15 protein-coding genes are annotated in these 16,810 nt (G+C 43.9%); 3 read left to right on the top strand and 12 right to left on the bottom strand.

The genetic code is table 11. The annotated features are described in order from the left end of the window. Positions 1-29 precede the first annotated feature (29 nt). Both HTH_RS07615 and nadD read left to right on the top strand, forming a co-directional pair. Entirely contained in the window at positions 30-1,421 is a 1,392-nt protein-coding gene (locus HTH_RS07615) for an NAD(P)/FAD-dependent oxidoreductase (RefSeq protein WP_012964142.1), read from the top strand. Next, positions 1,414-2,028 carry a nicotinate (nicotinamide) nucleotide adenylyltransferase gene (gene nadD / locus HTH_RS07610; protein WP_012964141.1) on the top strand — a complete coding sequence of 205 codons (615 nt, stop codon included), beginning with the start codon at positions 1,414-1,416 and terminating at the stop codon, positions 2,026-2,028. The genes HTH_RS07615 and nadD overlap by 8 nt, the downstream gene beginning before the upstream one ends. Here nadD and HTH_RS07605 read toward each other — a convergent pair. Genes HTH_RS07605 through HTH_RS07570 form a run of 8 tightly spaced genes read right to left on the bottom strand, consistent with a single transcriptional unit; the run spans position 2,006 to position 11,691 of the window. Beyond that, complete coding sequence (locus tag HTH_RS07605; protein ID WP_012964140.1) at positions 2,006-3,787, bottom strand: SulP family inorganic anion transporter; 1,782 nt, start codon at positions 3,785-3,787, stop codon at positions 2,006-2,008. The two genes, nadD and HTH_RS07605, sit on opposite strands and share 23 nt — an antisense overlap. After that, on the bottom strand, positions 3,784-6,822 hold the full coding sequence (locus tag HTH_RS07600; protein WP_012964139.1) for an efflux RND transporter permease subunit: 3,039 nt from the start codon (positions 6,820-6,822) through the stop codon (positions 3,784-3,786). The genes HTH_RS07605 and HTH_RS07600 overlap by 4 nt, the downstream gene beginning before the upstream one ends. Beyond that, positions 6,819-7,844, bottom strand: coding sequence for an efflux RND transporter periplasmic adaptor subunit (locus HTH_RS07595; protein ID WP_012964138.1), 1,026 nt, complete (start codon positions 7,842-7,844; stop codon positions 6,819-6,821). The genes HTH_RS07600 and HTH_RS07595 overlap by 4 nt, the downstream gene beginning before the upstream one ends. Next, positions 7,841-9,010, bottom strand: coding sequence for a TolC family protein (locus HTH_RS07590; protein WP_012964137.1), 1,170 nt, complete (start codon positions 9,008-9,010; stop codon positions 7,841-7,843). Before HTH_RS07590 ends, HTH_RS07595 begins: the two co-directional genes overlap by 4 nt. Then, the gene (locus HTH_RS07585; RefSeq protein ID WP_012964136.1) at positions 9,007-9,432 is read right to left on the bottom strand and encodes a DUF2231 domain-containing protein; all 426 of its coding nucleotides are present in this window, start codon (positions 9,430-9,432) and stop codon (positions 9,007-9,009) included. Before HTH_RS07585 ends, HTH_RS07590 begins: the two co-directional genes overlap by 4 nt. A gap of 53 nt (positions 9,433-9,485) precedes the next feature. After that, the gene (locus tag HTH_RS07580) at positions 9,486-10,745 is read right to left on the bottom strand and encodes a sensor histidine kinase (protein ID WP_012964135.1); all 1,260 of its coding nucleotides are present in this window, start codon (positions 10,743-10,745) and stop codon (positions 9,486-9,488) included. After that, complete coding sequence (locus HTH_RS07575) at positions 10,742-11,398, bottom strand: response regulator transcription factor (protein ID WP_012964134.1); 657 nt, start codon at positions 11,396-11,398, stop codon at positions 10,742-10,744. Before HTH_RS07575 ends, HTH_RS07580 begins: the two co-directional genes overlap by 4 nt. Then, a complete protein-coding gene (locus HTH_RS07570; protein WP_012964133.1) occupies positions 11,395-11,691 on the bottom strand; it encodes a hypothetical protein in 297 nt (98 codons plus the stop codon). The genes HTH_RS07575 and HTH_RS07570 overlap by 4 nt, the downstream gene beginning before the upstream one ends. A 78-nt stretch (positions 11,692-11,769) precedes the next feature. On the opposite strand from HTH_RS07570, the gene HTH_RS07565 reads away from it, so the two are divergent. Next, on the top strand, positions 11,770-13,116 hold the full coding sequence (locus tag HTH_RS07565) for a sigma-54-dependent transcriptional regulator (RefSeq protein ID WP_012964132.1): 1,347 nt from the start codon (positions 11,770-11,772) through the stop codon (positions 13,114-13,116). 16 nt (positions 13,117-13,132) lie between these two features. On the opposite strand, the gene HTH_RS07560 is transcribed toward HTH_RS07565, so the two are convergent. The 4 genes from HTH_RS07560 to HTH_RS07545 all read right to left on the bottom strand — a co-directional run bounded on the left by HTH_RS07560 (position 13,133) and on the right by HTH_RS07545 (position 16,809). Beyond that, positions 13,133-13,354, bottom strand: a complete 222-nt coding sequence (locus HTH_RS07560) for a hypothetical protein (protein ID WP_012964131.1) — start codon at positions 13,352-13,354, stop codon at positions 13,133-13,135. A 70-nt stretch (positions 13,355-13,424) separates the two neighbouring features. Next, positions 13,425-14,282 (bottom strand): LptF/LptG family permease, encoded by an 858-nt coding sequence (locus HTH_RS07555; RefSeq protein WP_012964130.1) that lies wholly within the window; start codon positions 14,280-14,282, stop codon positions 13,425-13,427. Further along, positions 14,282-15,919: a tetratricopeptide repeat protein gene (locus tag HTH_RS07550; RefSeq protein ID WP_012964129.1), complete on the bottom strand. Its 1,638-nt coding sequence runs from the start codon at positions 15,917-15,919 to the stop codon at positions 14,282-14,284. The genes HTH_RS07555 and HTH_RS07550 overlap by 1 nt, the downstream gene beginning before the upstream one ends. Then, entirely contained in the window at positions 15,916-16,809 is an 894-nt protein-coding gene (locus tag HTH_RS07545) for a universal stress protein (RefSeq protein ID WP_014462638.1), read from the bottom strand. The genes HTH_RS07550 and HTH_RS07545 overlap by 4 nt, the downstream gene beginning before the upstream one ends. Between the last annotated feature and the right edge of the window lies 1 nt (position 16,810).

Raw genomic sequence — 16,810 nt, 5'->3', positions numbered from 1 at the left:
CACACGGCGTATTATATAATAAACATTCCATGAGAGTGGTTATAGTAGGAAATGGACCTGCGGCCGCAAGCGCTGTGGAAGCCTTTAGAAGCATTGACAAGGATTCGGAAATTATTATGCTTTCTGATGAGGAGTACCCAACTTATGCACCTAACTGTATGGAGAATGTCATAAGGGGGGACATATCTCCAGAGGCGCTTTTTTACAAGGGAGGATATGCCTTTTACGAAAGGTATAATGTGGACTTTAGACCTAAGAAAGAGGTGGTTGGTATTGATAACAAGAGAAAGGTGGTGATAGTAAAGGGTGGTGAAGAGGTGCGCTATGATAAATGTCTTTTGGCTGCCGGAGCTTACAGTTTTGTGCCACCCATACCTGGAGCTACCTTAGAGGGCGTTACCACAGCAAAAAATTTGGACGATGCCAAGAGGATAAGAGATTGGGTTGTATCGGGAAGGGTAAAGAGGGTTGCCATTGTGGGTGCCGGACCTATAGGCGTGGAAGATGCAGAAACTCTTAGGCACATGGGTATGGAGGTGCATGTGATAGAGTTCTTTGATAGGGTTCTTCCTCGCATGTTGGATAAGTTTATGGCAGATAGATACATGAGGGTTCTTGAGGAGGAGGGAGTTAAGTTTTACCTGAATCACCAAGTTATAGCCATTCACGGAGAGGACAACTGGGTGGAAGCTGTGGAAGTAAAGCATATAGATTCGGACAAAAGTAAGTTTATACAGGTAGATATGGTGATACTCTCAACTGGCGTAAGACCAAGGACGCATTTGGTGCAGGACACAGACATAAAGCTTCACATAGACGAAAGCAGGGGAAGGTTGATTGGTGGCGTGCTGGTAAACGAGTATCAGCAAACTTCTGACCCAGATGTGTATGCAGCGGGAGACATATGTTCGGGAAGAGATGCGTGGGGCAACTGCAGGTGGATAGCTCTCTTCCCTGCAGCTCAGCAGGGGGGGGCTATAGCAGGTTATAACATGGCGGGACTAAGAGTAGAAAACCCGGGTTTGGTGGATTACAATGCTGTAAAGACCAGATGGGTAACTGCAGGTAGCGGAGGAACCTTTGAAGATGCAGAAGATGCCTTCACAGCGGAGTACGAAAATTACCTCATAAAGGTCTTTCTCAAAGAGGATGTGGTTTGTGGATACCAATTTGTAGGCATTCCCAAAAAGTTTGAACCAAACACAAAAAATGTGTTTTTAAAAAAGGAGGAAGCTCTGGAGTTTTTGAAAAGGGTAATCAAAGACAGGGGTTTGGGGCTTGAAGCTTCGGGCGTCCTTTTCCATCACTTTATGAGGTTCAAAGAGAGAAAGCTCTCAAGGGAGGTCATTAAGGCTATGAAGATGGGTATGCTAAGAGCTCTTGCCAACCCAAAATACGAAATTCCCATATTCCATGCGTAAAATATTCTTTGGTGGTAGCTTTGATCCCGTACACATAGGGCATCTTGTGGTGGCAAGGGATGTGTTAGAAGAGCTAAAACCAGACAAGATCATTTTTGTACCTGCCTTTCAAGCACCTCTTAAGGAACCCCATCAGGCAACACCTCAAGAGAGGTTTGAAATGCTCTCTATAGCTACAGAAGGGGTGAAAGGCTTTGAGGTAAGCCATATGGAAATAAAAAGGGGTGGAATATCCTATACTGTTGATACTGCGCAAGAACTCTTTATTAATTTTGGAGAAAGACCTACCTTTCTGGTGGGCGCTGATAGCATACTATCTCTTCACATGTGGAAACAGCCGCAAAAGCTCATTAGGCTGGCTGTGTTTATAATAGCGGACAGAAACAAAAGGGCAGAAGATGTCAGAAACTACCTAAGGGCAAACTTCCCAGAGCTTAAAGAGGAAAGGGACTTTTACATCTTAAAAACTAGAAACATAGATGTATCCTCAACGGAGATAAGAAACAGGGTAAAGGTAGGTAAAAGCATAAAGTGGCTTGTTCCAGAAAGTGTAGAGAGCTACATACTTGAAAAAGGGCTTTACACTAAAGAGCAACTACGGGCTTAAATTCGGTGGGTTTTACACTGTAGCACTCTCTGAAGACTGCATAAGGACACTTCTTTGCACAGTATTCGTGGTCAAGCCTTTTGAAAAGCTCCACTATAGAGTGACCCTTTGAGTCAAAGATAAGGTCCGTATCTATGTGTCTTTCAAATCCTATCCTCTCAAGTATAGGATACACATCGCAAGCTATATTTGCCATTGCAGGCTCAACTTTTTGTCTCCTTAGTTCGTCAAAAAGTCTTATAAGAGTATACGCACCTGTGGCGTCCATGTATTGAACTGCCTCCATATCAAAGAGAAGGAACTTCAAACCACCCCTCTCTTTCCTTTCCCTCACCTTTTCAAGCACATACTCGTACACATACTCAGCATTAGCAAAGTAAATGGGCATGTTGGGTCTTATGTAAAGTATCTGAGGACATTCAGGAAGCCTTTCCCTCTCTGCATTTACAAAAGTGTTAGATTGGGGATTTCTGGTAAGTACTACGAGCCTTGGGTACATGGTCTTGTACACAAAAGACCCAAGAGCTATAAGAGTCCCAAGCGTTAGAGCAACCCAAAGCTCCATAAAAAACACACTTACAAAGGTGGTACCTGCTACAAGTCCGTCCACCTTGTTTACTTTGTAGAGCTTTACTATCTCGTAAGGTTTTATAAGACTTATTACAGCTGAAAGAACTATAGAAGATAATGTTGCCTTAGGAAGATAGTAAAAGGCAGGGGCAAGTATGATCAGAGTAATGCCTACAACGCTACCAGTTATAAAACTTGCAAGGGGCGTTTTCGCATTGAGTTGGAAGTTAAGGGCTGACCTTGAGAAGGAACCACCCACAGGAAAACCCTTGAATATACCCGCCACTATATTGGCTATGCCTTGACCTATAAGTTCTTGGTTGGCATCCCACTTGTCTCCCGATTGAACTGCAAGGCGCTTAGCTATAGCGACAGCTTCTATAAGCCCAAAAGCTGCCACCACCATAGCTCCACCCCAAAGGGAGGCTATGGTTGAATAATCTACACTGGGTAAAGAAGGCACAGGAATGCCCTGCGGTACCTGTCCTACTATGGCTACTCCAAATCTTTCAAGGTCATAAAAGTAATTGAGAAGAGAGGTAATTATCACACTGAGGAGCGCTCCCGGCACCAGAGGATGGATCTTTTTGGATAGCCATATGATGGCATAGGCTAAGATCCCTATCCCTACCGTATAGGGGTTAACTTTCTCTATCTTTGAGAAGATGTCTACCACTACCTGATATATAAGGGTGCTTTGCGTTATCTTAAAGCCCAGCAGATGTCCCGTTTGACTAAGAGCTATTACGAGAGCACCCGCACTTACAAATCCAGTTATTACACTGGTGGATATGAGTTCCACCACAAAACCAAGCTTTAAAAGACCTATAGTAAGCCTTATAAAGCCCACCATAAGGGCTAAAACACCCATAAGATTTATCCACTTTTCAGAACCGGGTTCCGCAAAACCGTAAAGTACTGATGCAGAAAGTAGAGCAGTCATGGCAACCGGTCCTGTTGCAAGAAATCTTGAGCTTCCAAACATGGCAGCCAGAATGGTAGGTAAAAAGGAGGCATAAAGCCCGTATATGGGTGGCATGCCTGCAAGGAGAGCATAAGCCATAGATTGAGGAACCAGCACAGCAGCAATGGTAAGCCCTGCTATCGCATCTCTTAAAAACTTATCGCGGTCGTAATCTTTGAACCACCTTAAAAAAGGAGCCACTTCAAAGGATATGATAATCCTCATTTATCAGGTAAAATTTTACCAAATTTCTCGTAAACGAGGGGAAGTATTACGAGGGTAAGCAAGGTGGATGTAAAGATACCACCTATCACCACAACAGCCAGAGGTTTTTGGATCTCGGAGCCTATGTCGGAGGTAAAGAGTATGGGAAGAAGTCCCAAAGATGCGGCTGTGGCTGTTATAAGTATGGGTCTTAGCCTTCTACCTGCACCTGTAAGGACAGCTTCCCTAAGGTTATATCCATTTTCCAGAAGAGACCTTATATAAGATATGAGGACTACGCCGTTGAGTGTAGCTATGCCAAAAACCGCTATAAACCCTATGGCAGAAGGAACAGACAGGTTATAACCAGAAATGTAGAGGGCAAACACACCTCCTATGGTGGCGAAGGGCACATTGAGTATAACAATGAGAGCATCCCTCAGAGAGTTATAATTCAGATACAGAAGCACAAAGATGAGAAGTACAGCTAAGGGAACCGCTATAGAGAGTCTCTTCATAGCTCTTTCCTGATTTTCAAACTGCCCACCGAAAGCTATGAAGTATCCTGGCGGAAGCTTTATCTCCTTGGATATTTTCTCCTTAAGCTCTTTTACAAATCCGCCCAGGTCTCTTCCCGAAAGGTTTGACTGGACTAAAGCAAACCTTATGCCGTTTTCCCTTCTTATCTTCTGAAAACCTTCGGCTATCTGCAAATGGGCTACCTGAGAGAGATTTACTATGCTACCATCTTTTAAAAGCAACGGTAAATTTTTGAGAGTCTCCAGGTCCTTCTTACTCAAACCTATTACCACAGGAAAGAGTATGGTCTCTTGCTGAAAGTACCCAACCTCCCTTCCTCCCAAGGCGTAAGAGACCAGCTGCATAAGGTCAGCCGTTGTCAGGTTATACCTTTTTAGCTCCTCCATCTTGGGAATTATGCGCAGTTGTAATTTGCCAGATTGTGCCTCCGTCTCTACATCAACGGCTCCTCTGGTGTTTTTGACTATATTCTCTATTTTGTAAGCTATCTGGTTTATCTTTTGGAGGTCATCTCCAAAAACCTTTATAGCTACCGTTGACTTGACACCTGAGAGTAGCTCGTCTATCCTCATCTGTATAGGTTGAGTAAAGCTCAGCTCTACACCAGGAATATCCCTAAGTTTTTCCCTAAGAAGGTTTACAAATTCCTCTCTACTTTTAAAGCTTCTCCACTCGGACATGGGTTTGAGCATAATAAAGGTCTCTATGTAGTTTACATCTTCTGGCTCTCCCACCTCAGCTCTTCCTATGTTGGAAAAGGTTCTGACGACTTCAGGATACTCTAAAGCGGTACTTTCCACCAGCCGTGCAACTCTTTTGGCTTCGTCAAGCGAGACATTGGGATTTAGAAAGGACTTTATCAGAAGTGCACCCTCCTCCAGCTGAGGGGCAAACTCTGTGCCTACCCTTGATAGCAAAAACACGGAAAAGATAAAGGAAGCCAAAGTGATACCCATAAGTACCCATCTTACTTTAAAGGCTTTCTCCAAAAGCTTTATATATCCTTCCCTTATCTTGCCAAATAGATAAGTTTCCTCCTTTCCACCTTTGAGCAGATAATACGACAAAACGGGCATAAAAAGGAAAGCAACCAGCAATGAGGAAAAAAGGGCAAAGATGATGGTTATGGCTAAAGGTTTGTAGTACTTGCCTTCCACCGACTCCAGAGTGAATATGGGCAGAAACACCACCGCTATTATACCTACGGCAAATATCACAGGGCGCATCACCTCCCTCACGGAGTCCACTACAAGAGAAAATTTGTGTTTTTCCCTGCTTTCGGACATGTGCCTGTATATGTTTTCCACCACCACCACAGTCGCATCCGCAAAAAGCCCAACCCCAATAGCAAGACCCCCCAAAGACATGAGATTACCCGACATACCCGCCTGCTTCATAAAGATGAAGGTATAAAGCATGGTAAGCGGAATGGAAAGGACCACCAGCAGAGCTGTTCTTATGTTCCAAAGATAAAGAGTTATGGCTACGGAAACTAAAACTATTCCCTCCAAGAGAGCCTTCTCCACTGTGGAGAGGGCTTTCTTTGTCAGGTAAGCCTGGTCGTAGAGAACCTCTATCTTTATACCATCGGGAAGTATTTTCTGGATGTCATCAATTTTTCTTCTTAGCTCTTCCACAAGCTCCATAGTGTTGGTGCTGACCCTTTTGAGAACTATGTTTCCCTGCACTTCTTCACCGTTTAAAGTAAAAGCTCCTCTCCTGTTAGGAAGCTCGGAAGGTACCACAGTAGCTATCTGACCAAGCTTTACAGGAACACCTTCGGACTTCTTCACAGGTATGTTTTCAAATTCTTCTATACTTCTTACCCTGCCAAGACCTCTTACCACCAAATCTCCGTAGGGAGAGACCATAAAACCGCCACCTGCTATCTGATTGTATTCCTCAAGGGAAGAGATAACATCCATCAGAGTTATGCCATAAAACACCATAGCATCGGGATTTATCTTTACCAGGTAAGCTCTTTCTGGTCCCCATTGGGAGATCTCTTCAACACCATCCACCGACTTTATTAACGGCTTTACCTTCCACATCTCTATGGTTTTGAGGTCCTCAAGAGAATAGTTGCCTTTCTGGTCAATAAGAGCATAAAAAAGCACATTGCCAAGACCTGAAGTGTTGGGACCCATCCTTGGTACATAGCCTTGCGGTATCTGCGCCTGAGCCTCTGGAAGCTTTTGAGCTACAAGGTTCCTTGCCAAATACACATCCGTACCTTCTTTGAAAAAGGCAGTCACATAAGAAAGCCCGGGCAAGCTCACTGACCTTACCAAATCCACATTCTTTATACCAGCCAGAACAGACTCTATGGGGCGAGTCACCAAAATCTCCGTCTCTTCTGCAGAAAGCCCAGGAGTTTCTGTGTATATAACCACCTGTACGGGCGTAGGGTCAGGAAAGGTGTCTATGGGCAGTTTTAGAAAGCTCCAAACCCCTATCACAACACTCAGAAAGAGGAGCAGCAAGACTAAGAGCCTGTAGCTTAGCACTTTGCTCATCTTTCCACCTGGGACTTTAAAAATACAAGACCGCTGGTAGCTACCTGTTGACCTTCTTTCAAACCTTCCACCAGCACCCACTCTCCCTCCTGCCTTATCTTTCTTACTGTCTTTACACTAAAGCCTTCGGGAATTTTTACAAAAACTACATCTCTACCATTGACCTTCTGGACTGCCTGCAGAGGAAGCCATACTCCCGATACGCTACCCAGCTCAATAGTTGTCTGCACCATAAGTCCAGGTCTGAGCAGGTCTCTTACATTATTTACCAGCAATCTAACAGGCACTCTCTTGGTATTTGGGTCTACCTCATGGGATACATAGTCCACTTTACCTTCCAATCTCTGACCCTGCCAGAGGACATATCCCACCATCCCCACCTTGACCCTGGTGGCATCTTCGGGCGTTGCATAAGCGTAAACCCACAGCTTTTCGTGGGAGTGGACCTTAAACATCTCTTTTGAGATGTCAACTCCGCTTCCAGTAAATACCTTTTGCTCTATCACATATCCGCTTATGGGAGACCTTATCAAGACGGTATCGTTTATCACCTCACCAAAAGACCTCAAAGAAGCCAAAAGGGCTTCATACTCCCCCTTTGCTCTTTCGTAATCTATCTTTGCTCCGTAATACCTTGCGTAGGGAATAACCTCCTCTCTGTAGAGCATCTCCTCCCTTTTGAGGGTTTCCTGTGCGGTTTGGAGTTTTACCTTAGCCATCCTTATCTGAGCCTGAAGGTCGGCTATCTGGGGTGAGTAAACCAGAGCAAGAGGTGCACCTTTCTTTACCTTGTCCCCCTCCTTTACAAAAACCTTTTTTACTACACCACTTACGGGCGGAAACACCTCAGCTACAAGACCCGAGTACTCACTCACCTTTGAAGGAAGCGTTAAGCTATCTTTCACCCTTTCTATCTTGACCGTGTGGAGTTTTATGCCGAGCTTCTGTATCACATTCTGGTCAAGCTTTAAAGTCTCAGAAAACACCAGAACGGGAAGCATGATAATAAAAAGCACTCTCACAGCTCACCTCCCAAAGATAAGTACTTGGCATACTCCTCGTGAGCCTGCATGAGAAGGTCTGACCTGTACCTCAGGAGCTGTATGTACCTTCTTTTTGTGTCAGAAAGCTCAAGGGCAGTGATGGTTCTGAGTCTATAACTCTTTATTGCTAAGCTCAGCTCCTCACGGGATCTGGTAAGTAATTCATCATTTATCTTCCTTACTTCATCCTTTATGGCTTGGTACCTTTTGAGTAAGCGGTGGTACTCACTTTCTGCCTTCATTCTCTCTAAGTCTCTCAGTCTCTCTAAGCTTCTTGCGTAAGAAGACAGCTGAAGTATCTCTCCTTCCCTTCTGTAAAAGACAGGTAAGGTAGCAGAAAAACCAATTCTAAAACCATACTCGCTCTCGGATACTTTTTCACCAAGCACCTCCGTGCTAATCTGGGGTTTTGCCAGAGTTCTCTCCACCTCAATGCTGGTCTTTACACTCTTTATGAGGTAGTTATACTGCCTTATCTGAGGAAGGTCCTCTACCTTTATAACCTTCATATCCCTAAGATGCTCCAAGCTTCCCTCCACCTCTTTTACCTCTTCACCTACAAAGAGGGAGAGTTTTTTGAGAGCGTTCTGGTAATCGCTTCTGGCAAGTTCAAGCTCTGTCTTTGCAAGGTCCAGTTCCCTCTCCGCTCTGAAAAGCTCAAGCTTTGTGACCTCCCCAAGGTCAAAGAGTTTTTTTACAAAACTATATACATCATAGCTTATCTGGTAGTTTTCTTGAGCTATGCTGAGAAGATCCTTTCTGTAGAGAGCTGAATAAAAAGCTAAGTACACCTCGCCTTTAAGGCTATTTCTCTCCTGAGCTATCCTCTCCTCAAAGGCAGATGATTCGTACCTGACTGCCTCTCTTACAAAACTGCCCAAGGGATAAATAAGTATGGGTTGAGAGTAAGAGAGCCTGTATATAGGATTTGACCTAACGCCCTCCTTTGAAGTCCCAAAATTCCCCACCTCAATGCCGAGGGTGGGGTTTAAGTAGCTTTTGTAAAGGAGAGACTTTCCCTCTATACCCTTTCTTTCCTCTTCAAGAGCCTTCAAAGACGGGTAAAAGGATACAGCCCTTTCTATAGCCCCCATCAGGTCCAAACCATGGGAAATCCCCACCAGCAAAAGAAGAAACAGCATCATAGTCCAGTCTTTAAAAGGTAATCATAAACCATCATGCCTCCCCATCTTCCCTGCAGGAAAAGAAGTAGAACGCCTAAAAGAAGCAGTGAAGTGTACGCGTCCCTTATCCACCTTGCATTATACCTACCTAAGAAAAACCTCAGAGCACCCAAAAGCAGGAAGAGTATGGATAAAGAGATACCTAAGATTTCATGCGCCTCAAAGACAGGAATTTGGTGTAGCTTTTCCTCTATAGGCTTGTGAGCTATTATACCCGATGCTGTCCCTCCCAAGACCGCAAAAACGCTTACATAGGTGAGCATAGCATGCAAGCCGTCCGGACTTTTCTTGACCCATCTGTAGTAGATATCTGTAAAAAGCAAAAAGAGTGGAAAGGCTATGGCAAAATGTACCATCGGTGGATGAAGTTTAACAAGCTCCATAACTCTACCCCCGTCTATATTCTACGCAATTAATATTAATCCAAAATTAACAGTTAAGAGCCTTGGCTCAGTGGGATATGTAAGCACACCTTTACCAAAACATGATCATCCACCTTTTCCTGGCAAACTCTTAGCTTGCAGTTCATGATAAGGGAAAGCTTGTGCGCCATGTAAAGACCTATGCCAGTGTATCTCCCTTCAAAGGGCTTAAAGAGCTTTTCCTCGTCTATACCTCTTTCTGCGAGATTTTCAATGCACACGGAGGTGTACAAGTCTTCTTTCACAACTCTGAGAGTTATAAAGCTATCTCTTAGGCTATGGGTCAGTGCGTTGTCCATGAGTATGTTTAGGACCTCTAAGAGTATGTCCCTGTCGCAGAGTACATGAATACTCTCTTCAGCGCTTTCAAACCTTATCCTTCTACTTTTTGCGTCATACAGATGAAATACCTGCTTCATGAGAGATAAAAGCTCATGTTTTTCTATCCTCGCAAGATTTTGTTGGTTTTCCATCTTGGACATTCTGAGAAAGGCATTGACATTCCTTTCCAACCTCCAGAGTTCATCTCTCACCACTTTCAAATTGACATCTTCTGAATGCCTGATGGTATCCTCAAGCATGAGTATGGCGGTGGAGAGAGGAGTTTTTATTGAGTGACTAAGCCCAAGTATCACATTTTTCTGTCTTTCGGAAAGAGCTTTTAAACGATGGAGCGCATCCCTTATCTTCTCCAAAAGCGGTTTTAGCTCTTGGTAGATATCCTTACTATCTTCTAGCCTCTCTTTGACGACTGCATCACTGATAAACCTTATGGAGGTTATGACGGACCTAAGGACCAGAAGATAGGTCAGCACTATCAAAAGGGAGATACTGCTCCATGAGATAAACATGTAGAGTTTGAGGGACTTTAAGAATTCCGCTTCGGAAGTGAAGTTAATCGCATACTGCACATAAAAACCGTCTCCTCTTCTGTAGGTCAAAACCCTATAAAAACTGTCCCCGTATTTGACGGTGCGTATATCTGGCATGTGCCAACTTTCATCAAAGGGAAGTAAGACATTTTCCGTACTGTCAAGAACAAGACCGTCTGGTGTTCTTATGGTATAAACCTCGTAGTTGGTGTGCGTATCCTCATATCCTTTTCCCGAAAAATAGGAAAGTTCAAAGGCTTTTGCATCTTCTGCCATGTGTCTATCTACAGAAGAGAAGAGGACTTTCTCTACGCTCAGATAGAGCAGTACATGATAAGCTGTGAGAAGAAGGACCAAAAAGCCCAACAGTAAGACAAGTTGTAACTTAAGCGATTTTTTCATCCCACCCTGTAGCCAAAACCCCTCGAAGACTTTATGAAATCCTTAATTCCGAGCTTTTTTCTTATTCTGGATATGAACACCTCCACCGTGTTGCTCTCAGGCTCGTATCTGTAACTGAGGCATCTCTCAATAATCTCCTCCCTGCTCACATACCTACCTCTATTAAGACAGAGATACTCAAGAACTGTGTACTCTGTTGCAGTCAAAGGTACTTCCTGCCCATTAACCAGCACTCTCTTTTTGTTCATCTCTATTCTGACCTCCCCCAGCTCCATTATGTCGGAAGTACTCCCCGAGCTTCTTCTTATAATAGCCCTTACTCTTGCCAGAAGCTCTTCAAGGTGAAAAGGTTTTGTCAGATAATCATCAGCACCGAGGGCAAAGAGGTCCACCTTCTTAAAAAGGTCGGAGACTACAGTAAGCGTGAGCACTGGCGTCTTTACCCCAGATTCCCTAAGACTTTTTAGCACCTCCTCACCACCCATGGAGGGCAGGAGGAGGTCAAGAACTATGAGGTCAAACTCCTCGCAGAGGGCAAGCTCGTACCCTCTCCTTCCGTCTAAGGCAAGACTGACATGATAGCCTTCCTTTTCAAGAACTTCTTTGAGTGCCTTAGCCAGAGATGCGTCATCCTCTATAAGAAGGAGTCTCAAGGTTGGGGGCTAACCTCCATTAGCATCTTTTTACGAAGTTGGTAAAATTCTCTACGCATCTGCTCTCTTACATCCATCATACAGCTTCTCATGTCTTGGAATGTATTAGCTTTTTCTACGCATTCCCTTTCCTTGGGTATATACTTTTCCCTTATCTTAAGCGCTTCCAGTCTGTACTCTTTGCACTTTTCCCAGTTTTGCTCACACCACATATGCATCTTACCTTGCTCACCCTTCGGATAAGCCATTACACTCCCCGAAAGGATCACCAAAAGCATTGCTAACTTTCTCATCTTTTCACCTCCTACAGGATTTAAATTAAAGTCTAACTACCCATTATGAACGGTGGGTGAACGATGTAAAATCTTACCATGAAGGGTACAGTGCTGGTAGTTGACGATGAAAAGAACATAAGGGAGACGCTAAAAAATCTCCTTGAAGAGGAAGGATACTATGTAAAGACAGCGGACAGCATAGAAAGCACCAAAAAGCTTATACAGTCCGAATACTTCCACACGGTTTTGCTGGATGTGTGGTTGCCAGACGGAGATGGTATATCCTTCTTGAGCCATCTCAAAACTTATCTTCCAGACACCAGCGTCATAGTTATAACGGGTCACGGAAAGGTGGAACATGCAGTTAGGGCTATAAAGGATGGTGCCTACGACTTTTTAGAAAAACCCTTTTCTATGGAGAGACTCCTGCTGACAGTGGAAAGAGCTGTTCAGGAGGTTTTAAGGAGGAGGGGTGAAAAGGTTCATCAGGATGAACTTATAGGAACTTCCAAACCCATGCTGGAACTAAAGGAAACCATAGCAAAGATAGCCAAGACTAATATAAATGTGCTTATACTTGGTGAAAGTGGAACGGGGAAGGAGCTGGTGGCAAGAACAATACATCACCTTTCTGAAAGAAAAGATGCTCCCTTTGTGGACATAAACTGCGCATCCCTTCCCGATGACCTTATAGAAGCAGAGCTTTTTGGTTACGAAAAGGGAGCCTTTACTTCTGCATCAGCAAGAAAGCAGGGCAAACTGGAGCTTGCGCATGGAGGGACGCTCTTTCTGGACGAGATAGGTGACATGAGCCTGAAAGCCCAGGCTAAGCTTCTGAGAGTGCTTGAGACCAAGAGCTTTACGAGGCTTGGTGGCACTCAGGTGGTGCATTCCGAGTTTAGGCTTGTATCCGCATCCAACAAGGAGCTAAGCGAGGAGATAAAGAAGGGAAGCTTCAGGGAGGATCTCTATTACAGGATATCAGCTTTTGTCCTTTACTTACCACCCCTCAGAGAGAGGGGTGAGGACATTATCCTCCTTGCACAGCACTTTTTAGATAGGTTTTCTGTCGAGTATAAAAAGCCTAAAAAGTGCCTCACTGATGATGCCAAAGCTCTGCTGATGGCTCACCAGTGGAGAGGAAATGTGCGAGAGCTTAAAAACCTCATGGAGAGGCTGGTAATTCTCCATGCGGGAGAGGAAATTAAGGCTGAAGACATAAGAGTCCTTCTTGGTATTAACCCATTAGAGAGCTACGAGAGGCTCTTTCAAAAGGACCTCAAAAGTGCTAAGCGAGAGTTTGAAAAAGTTTTCATAGAGAGGAAGCTAAGAGAGTATGGCTATGACCTTAGAAAGGTATCGAAAGCTATAAACCTAGACCTTTCTAACCTTTACAGGAAAATAAGGCAGTACGGCATAGAGATGGATAAAGGGGGGGGCTGAAGCCCCCGCAGATGGCTCACTTCTTCTGCTCTTCCTTCTTTTCCTCCTTCTTCTCCTCCTTCTTTTCTTCTTTCTTCATGGTCTTCTTGTGAACTTTTTTGTGAGCCTTCTTGTGAGGCTTCTCCTCTTTCTTTTGCTCCTCCTTCTTTTCCTCCTTCTTCTCAGGAGCTTGGGCTTCTGCGGCTACAGCTGCACCGGCAAAGGCTACCGCTAATAGGGCTGCTAAAAACTTCTTCATGGTTCTACCTCCTATAAAAGTATTGATGTGTATAATTCTATGAGGAACAAAATGAAAAATTGATGAAACTTCAAAGTAGGGACTTTAGTATTATTAGAAAAAACTGATAAAGGATGGATAGCACACCTACCAAGTAATAGAGTTTTATAGCAGCATCCGTTATCACCCTTGAGATAAAAAAGCCAAAAGTCATAAGGAGGGGAGAGAGAGCAGTATTTACAAGATTGAGTATCTGATCCCTTTTTAAATTCCTCTGCTGCCTTTCCACGCTGACGAACTTCTCAAGGCTTATCCTGTATTGGGAAAAGGCAGTAAGGTAGAATTTCTCTCCTTCCTTTACGAGGATGCTTCCATCTGTAAAGACTATAGCATCGCTGTCCAAATGCGCACCTTTTGCTATTACCAAACTTTCACCCTTCTTAAAGAACACATCGCTTACATCATTGCCATTTCGCTCGCTCACATAAAAAGTCATGTCTCCCAGAGTGAAGAAGGTTTTTTCTGGTACCGAATAAACCATATTCATGTAATACTTGTAAGTTAAGTATCTCCTCATAAAAGATACATCTTCCTCACGAAGCATGAAAGATATGGCTATCAGAGATATAAATATGGGCATGCATCTTACAAACACTCTGGAGTATGCCAGGTAGGGAGCTATACCAAAAGATTCTATCACATGGAGCTTTTTGCTGTCTTTAAGTTCAAAAAACACCACGGAGGAGCTTATAAACATGGAGGTGGGCATAAAGTAAAAGAGGGAATATGAAGTCCAGAGCATGAGAAAGGGTAAGGTTTCTTCCAAAGGGAGGGAGAAGAGGATCTTGTCAATCCTCAAAAGCTGGAAAAGCATAAAGGCAAGGGAGAGTATGATGCTGATAAGGAGGGACAGTTTGAGCACCTTCCAAGCTAAAAAGCTCCAAAGCATCAATCTTTAAGCTTCTCTCTTAATCTCTCTTCCTGTCCGGGCTCTCCTCTTTTACCCGCTTTTATAAGCTCCATAGCTCTCTCGTAGTACCTTTTAGCATCTTCCTTTCTGCCAAGTTTTAAAAGCACATCACCCATATGTTCGTTTATCACAGGGTCTTCCTTTTCCTTTTCGTAAGCTTTTTTGAGCCACTCGTAAGCACCTTTGTAATCTTCCTTATAGTAAAGTACCCACGCATAGCTGTCCATGTAAGCAGGGTTATCTTTATCCTTTGAAAGAGCCTCTAATATAAACTTTTCTGCATCCTTTACCCTCGCTGGTCCGTACCAGAGAAGAAGCGAGTATCCCAGATGGTTTAAAAGCTCAGGATCACCAGGATTTAACTCAAGAGCCTTTTTTAGGTCCGCCTCCGCACTTATGACTTGACCAAGTTTATCGTGCACTATGGCTCTTAGAAAATACCCCCTATAGTCCTTTGCATTTAGGTTTATGGCTGTATTTACATAGCTGAGCGCTTGCTCAGACTTTCCTTCCTCGTTCAGGAGGCTCCCCATAAGCAGGTTAAGCTGGTAGCTTTTTGGGTCCAGTGAGAGACCCTTTTTTAGTATCTCGTGTGCCTTTTGATAATCTTTGGCATCTATGTATATGCCTGCGAGCCTCTCTATAACCTTTGTGTTGGTAGGATCCTTTTTATAAAGTCTTTCGTATACTTGGCGAGCTAAATCCGTCTTCTTTTCCATCTCCAAAACAAGACCGTAAGTATAGGCTACTTCAAGGTTGTCAGGATACTTACTGTAAAGCTCGCTGAGTATTTTTTCTGCCTTGTCGTATTTTGAGCTTCTTATAAGTACGAGGGCATACTGATAAGCGTAGTTTTCCTCCGGATAGAGTCTTGCGAGTCTTTCATAAATGTCCTGTGCTTCCTCAAGCCTGTTAGTGAGAACATACAAATTGGCAAGTCTCTCAAGAGCCACCTTGTTATCTGGCGAAGTTTTTAAAACATCCTTGTATAACTGCTCTGCCTTAGTGTACTCTCCACTCTCCTCGTATATGCTACCAAGAGTTATAAATCCAGCCTCAAAGGAGCTCTTTATCTGGAGGGACTTTTCCAGATAATGTATGGCAAGTTCTTTGTTGCCTTCCGAAAGGTATATTCTTGCCAGCATGTAGTAAGGCAAGGGGTTGTCGGGACTCTCCTTGGCTAAATTTTCAATTACTGCCTTTGCTTTCTTATTCTCTCCACTTCTTAAATACTCGTCTGCGAGGAATAGCATGATCTCTTTTGACTTGGGCAGTAAGCGATAACCCTCCTCCAGCGCAGAAAGAGCTTTGTCTTTCTGACCCATTAAGGAATACACGCTGTGCAAAGTAAGATAAGATGCCTGCTCCTTAGGATACAGGTGCTTCATCCTTTTGGCAAGCTCAAGAGCCTTTTCCTTTCTTTTGAGTAGGAGCTCAAGTCTTATGGTATCCACAAACAGCGTTGGCGTGGGCAACCTTTCCAAGGCTCTTATGCAGTAAGTTTCGGCCTTTTTTGGGTTCTCCTGCTGAAAGTATCTGCAAAAAAAGTAATCTGTGTAAGGATTGTAAGCAAAGGAAGGAAGGGAGAGGAGTACAAGGAGAAGTATTAGTATCATTGAAGGCTCCTGTGTATAAGTATGGGTAGCTGAGCTTTCCTGAGCACTTCTGAGGATGTGCTTCCCAGAAGAACTCTCTGAAGAGTGGAGAGTCCTCTGCTTCCCATCACTATAAGATCAATATCCGTCTTGTCCTTTAAGTATTCCAGCAGAGCTTCCGCAGAGCTTCTTCCCTTCACTACCTTCACATCACACTCAAAACCACCACCTTGAGCTTTTTCTTTGAGACTATCCAAGTATTTTAACTTTTCTTCCTTGTATCGTTCACTTATTACATCCCTTACATGAGCTACTACAGGTAGCTCTATGGTCTCTTCTGCGTGCAGAAGGGTGATGTGGCACTTGAAGGGTTTTAAAAGCTTCAGAGCAAACTCAAAAGCCTCTTGTGCATACTTGGAAAGGTCATGAGCCACAACTACCTTTTTAAAGTCTTCTACCTCTTTGCCCTTCATCACGAGAAGTGGTCTTTTTGTGTATCTTGCCACCTTCTCGGCGGTGGACCCCACAAGTATCTTTTCTATAAGTCCCTTTCTGTGGCTCCCCATGATGAGAAGGTCATAAGAAGATTCCTTTTCAAGGATAACCTCGGCTGGGTCGCCTATATCCACCACCATATTGGCAGGTACTGGTTTTAAGAAGTCCGCAAGTCCTTTAAGCTTTTGAGTTGCCTCTTCCTCCTTCTTCTTCTCCATATCAGAGAGAAGTTCAAGGTCCACAACGCTCATGCCAAAGCTTTCCGGATAGGGAAGGTAAAGTATGGGTGATATCACATGAAGTAGCGTCACACTGGCTTTATGGGGCTGAGCTAAGGCTTTTACCAGTCTCAAAAGCCCGTTGGTTATTTCGGTAAAGTCTACCGGCAGAAGAAACTTCATACCTTGGTCGCTCATT

The sequence above is a fragment of the Hydrogenobacter thermophilus TK-6 genome, assembly GCF_000010785.1.
GTDB lineage: Bacteria > Aquificota > Aquificia > Aquificales > Aquificaceae > Hydrogenobacter > Hydrogenobacter thermophilus.
This window is presented reverse-complemented; position numbering and strand designations above follow the sequence as displayed.

Bases quoted from the DNA above. Each gene is read 5' to 3' on its own strand.
- HTH_RS07615 (WP_012964142.1), top strand. From the start codon at position 30: ATGAGAGTGGTTATAGTAGGAAATGGACCTGCGGCCGCAAGCGCTGTG.
- nadD (WP_012964141.1), top strand. From the start codon at position 1,414: ATGCGTAAAATATTCTTTGGTGGTAGCTTTGATCCCGTACACATAGGG.
- HTH_RS07605 (WP_012964140.1), bottom strand. From the start codon at position 3,787: ATGAGGATTATCATATCCTTTGAAGTGGCTCCTTTTTTAAGGTGGTTC.
- HTH_RS07600 (WP_012964139.1), bottom strand. From the start codon at position 6,822: ATGAGCAAAGTGCTAAGCTACAGGCTCTTAGTCTTGCTGCTCCTCTTT.
- HTH_RS07590 (WP_012964137.1), bottom strand. From the start codon at position 9,010: ATGATGCTGTTTCTTCTTTTGCTGGTGGGGATTTCCCATGGTTTGGAC.
- HTH_RS07585 (WP_012964136.1), bottom strand. From the start codon at position 9,432: ATGGAGCTTGTTAAACTTCATCCACCGATGGTACATTTTGCCATAGCC.
- HTH_RS07580 (WP_012964135.1), bottom strand. From the start codon at position 10,745: ATGAAAAAATCGCTTAAGTTACAACTTGTCTTACTGTTGGGCTTTTTG.
- HTH_RS07570 (WP_012964133.1), bottom strand. From the start codon at position 11,691: ATGAGAAAGTTAGCAATGCTTTTGGTGATCCTTTCGGGGAGTGTAATG.
- HTH_RS07565 (WP_012964132.1), top strand. From the start codon at position 11,770: ATGAAGGGTACAGTGCTGGTAGTTGACGATGAAAAGAACATAAGGGAG.
- HTH_RS07560 (WP_012964131.1), bottom strand. From the start codon at position 13,354: ATGAAGAAGTTTTTAGCAGCCCTATTAGCGGTAGCCTTTGCCGGTGCA.
- HTH_RS07555 (WP_012964130.1), bottom strand. From the start codon at position 14,282: ATGCTTTGGAGCTTTTTAGCTTGGAAGGTGCTCAAACTGTCCCTCCTT.
- HTH_RS07550 (WP_012964129.1), bottom strand. From the start codon at position 15,919: ATGATACTAATACTTCTCCTTGTACTCCTCTCCCTTCCTTCCTTTGCT.
- HTH_RS07545 (WP_014462638.1), bottom strand. From the start codon at position 16,809: ATGAGCGACCAAGGTATGAAGTTTCTTCTGCCGGTAGACTTTACCGAA.